Raw genomic sequence first — 2733 nt, forward strand, 5'->3', positions numbered from 1 at the left:
CCACCGGACGACGACGACGAGGTGGTCACCACCGCCGTGGGCCGCGCCCGGGCGCGCGTCGAGGCGCTCCTCGCGGTGGGCGGATCCACCGGGCCCGCCCATTTCCACCGCGCGCTGGGCGAGATCCTCTACGCCGGCTGCGGGGTCACCCGCACCGCCGAGGGGCTGACCGCCGCGATCGGGCGCATCCGCGACCTCCGGGCCCGGTTCTGGTCCGACCTCCGCGTGACCGGGACCGGTGAGCACCTCAACCAGGTGCTCGAACTGGCCGGCCGGACAGCCGACTACCTGGAGCTGGCCGAACTGATGTGCGTCGACGCCCTGGACCGCGACGAATCCTGTGGCGCCCACTTCCGCGACGAACACCGGTCCCCGGGCGGCGAGGCGCTGCGCCGAGACGACCTCTGGCGCTTCGCCTCGGCCTGGGGATCGGCCGGCGACGACCGGGGCGGCCCGCGCACCTTCACCCGCCATGCCGAACCGCTCGACTTCTCCGCGGTCGAGCTCACCACGAGGGACTACCGATGAGATCCACTCGACGAACGACTGCGAGCACCACCCCGTGAGACTCACCCTGCGCGTGTGGAGGCAGGCCGGTCCCGAGGAGTCCGGCGCCTACGTGGAGTACCACGTTCCGGACGCCGAACCGGAGATGAGCCTGCTCGAGCTGCTCGACTCGCTCAACGACCGACTGGTCGACGACGGGGTGGACCCGGTGGCCTTCGATTCCGACTGCCGGGAGGGGATCTGCGGAGCGTGCGGGGTGACCGTCGACGGGCGCGCGCACGGCCCGGCCGAGAACACCCCCTCGTGCCACCAGCGCCTGGACGCCTACTCCGACGGTGACACCCTGCGCATCGAACCGATGCGCGCGGCGGTGTTCCCCGTGATCCGGGACCTGGTGGTGGACCGCTCCGCGCTGGACGGGATAGCCGAGGCCGGGGCCCACGTGTCGCTTCCCGCGGGGACGGCCCCCGACGCCGACCTCACGGCGCAGGGGCACGACGACGCGGAGACCGCACTGGATCTGGCGGCCTGCATCGGCTGCGGTGCGTGCGTGGCGGCCTGCCCCAACGGATCGGCCAATCTCTTCCTGGGTGCGAAGCTGGGGCATCTGGCCCTGATGCCGGTGGCGAGCCGCGAACGCGGGTCCCGGGCACGCGAGATGGTCGACGCCGCGGATCAGGAGTTCGGCTCCTGCTCCCTCTACGGCGAGTGCTCGAGGGTGTGCCCGGCGGGGATTCCGCTGCGTGCGATCGGCATGGTCAACCGGGAGCGCCTCCGCGCGGTCTTCAGGCGCTCGTGACCGGGGTCAGTCCCAAGCGGAGCGGGGCGGTGACGGGCACGGCGAGGTCGCGGCCTGCGAGCCGTCGGAGGGAGTGACGAGAGTGTCGCCGACCAGCTCGACCGCCGGTCTCTAGACGTCGTCCTCCCTGACCGGGCCGCCCTCGCTCTCCCACCGGTCGATCATCTTGACCTTCGTCCGGGTGAACTTGCGCCGCACGCCCACACCCCCGTTCTCGTCCTCTGGGATGAACCGGGCGCCGTAATACGTGAGGGCGTCGGTGAGTGACTGCACTTCCGCGTCGTCGAGGTCGCCCACCCCGCGTTCGTAGTCCCGGATCTTCTGCTGGTCGAGCCCCGACCGTGCGGCGATGACCCCGGTGGAGACCAGACACAGGATCCGGGCCGACCGCGCCAGGCTCGCGTCCATGTGCAGTTCTCGATCAGTCATGGCCCCATGGTGCCTGATCAGCACGGTGGTGGCACGCGATCACCGCATGCGCTGGGAGATCACCTTGGAAATGCCGTCGCCCTGCATCGACACCCCGTAGAGGACGTCGGCGACGTCCATCGTGGGCTTCTGGTGGGTGATCACGATGAGCTGGCTGGTCTCACGGAGTTGTTCGAACAGTCCGATGAGGCGGCGCAGGTTGGTGTCGTCGAGTGCGGCCTCGACCTCGTCCATCACATAGAACGGGCTGGGCCTGGCCTTGAAGATCGCCACCAGCATCGCCACGGCCGTCAGCGATTTCTCGCCACCGGACAGCAACGACAGGCGCTTGACCTTCTTTCCCGGCGGCCGGGCCTCGACCTCGATCCCCGTGGCCAGCATGTCCGTGGGGTCGGTGAGGATCAACCGGCCCTCACCGCCGGGGAACAGCACGGAGAACACGTCGCGGAACTCGCGCTCGACGTCCACCCATGCCTCGGTGAAGATCTGCTCGATCCTCTCGTCCACGTCGTCGATCACCCCCTCGAGGTCGGCGCGGGCCTTCTTGACGTCGTCGAGCTGGGTGGACAGGAACGCGTACCTCTCCTCGAGGGCGGCGAACTCCTCCAACGCCAGCGGATTGACCTTGCCGAGGGTCGCGAGATCCTTCTGGGCCAGCTTGAGTCGACGCTCCTGCTCGGCACGCAGATACGGCATCGGCGGGGGTGGGGTGACGTCCTCCCCGCGATCGCGGGCCGCCTCGTACTCCTCGATCTCCAGCGCGGACGGCGGAAGCGGCACCTCCGGTCCGTACTCCGCCACCAGGGCCTCCGGTTCGATGCCGTGCCGTTCCAGCACCGCGGACTCGAGTTCGGAGACCTTGACCTCGAGTTGGGCCCGGACGATCTCGTCGCGGTGGGCGGCGTCCCCCAGTCTGGTGACCTCGGCTTCCGCGCCCGCCAGCTCGGTACGGAGCGAGGCCACCCGTGCGGAGGCCTCCGAGCGCGCGGCCGCCAGCC

The 2733-nt window shown here is 70.3% G+C and carries 3 protein-coding genes and 1 pseudogene; 2 read left to right on the forward strand and 2 right to left on the reverse strand.

All coding sequences use genetic code 11. The annotated features are described in order from the left end of the window. Positions 1 to 528: pseudogene (locus G6021_RS17455) on the forward strand (fumarate reductase/succinate dehydrogenase flavoprotein subunit); the annotation flags it as partial. A 34-nt stretch (positions 529 to 562) separates the two neighbouring features. Then, positions 563 to 1306, forward strand: a complete 744-nt coding sequence (locus tag G6021_RS13815) for a succinate dehydrogenase/fumarate reductase iron-sulfur subunit (protein ID WP_182615485.1) — start codon at positions 563 to 565, stop codon at positions 1304 to 1306. Between the two features lie 111 nt (positions 1307 to 1417). Here the strand turns inward: G6021_RS13815 and G6021_RS13820 are convergent, their stop codons facing one another. Both G6021_RS13820 and G6021_RS13825 read right to left on the reverse strand, forming a co-directional pair. Then, positions 1418 to 1735, reverse strand: a complete 318-nt coding sequence (locus tag G6021_RS13820; protein ID WP_241731314.1) for a hypothetical protein — start codon at positions 1733 to 1735, stop codon at positions 1418 to 1420. Between the two features lie 39 nt (positions 1736 to 1774). Further along, positions 1775 to 2733 (reverse strand): AAA family ATPase (locus tag G6021_RS13825; RefSeq protein ID WP_182641536.1); only part of this gene is annotated, 959 nt, incomplete at its 5' end.

The sequence above is a fragment of the Dietzia sp. CW19 genome (assembly GCF_014145265.1).
GTDB classification, from domain to species: domain Bacteria; phylum Actinomycetota; class Actinomycetes; order Mycobacteriales; family Mycobacteriaceae; genus Dietzia; species Dietzia natronolimnaea.

Bases quoted from the DNA above. Each gene is read 5' to 3' on its own strand.
- G6021_RS13820 (WP_241731314.1), bottom strand. From the start codon at position 1,735: ATGACTGATCGAGAACTGCACATGGACGCGAGCCTGGCGCGGTCGGCC.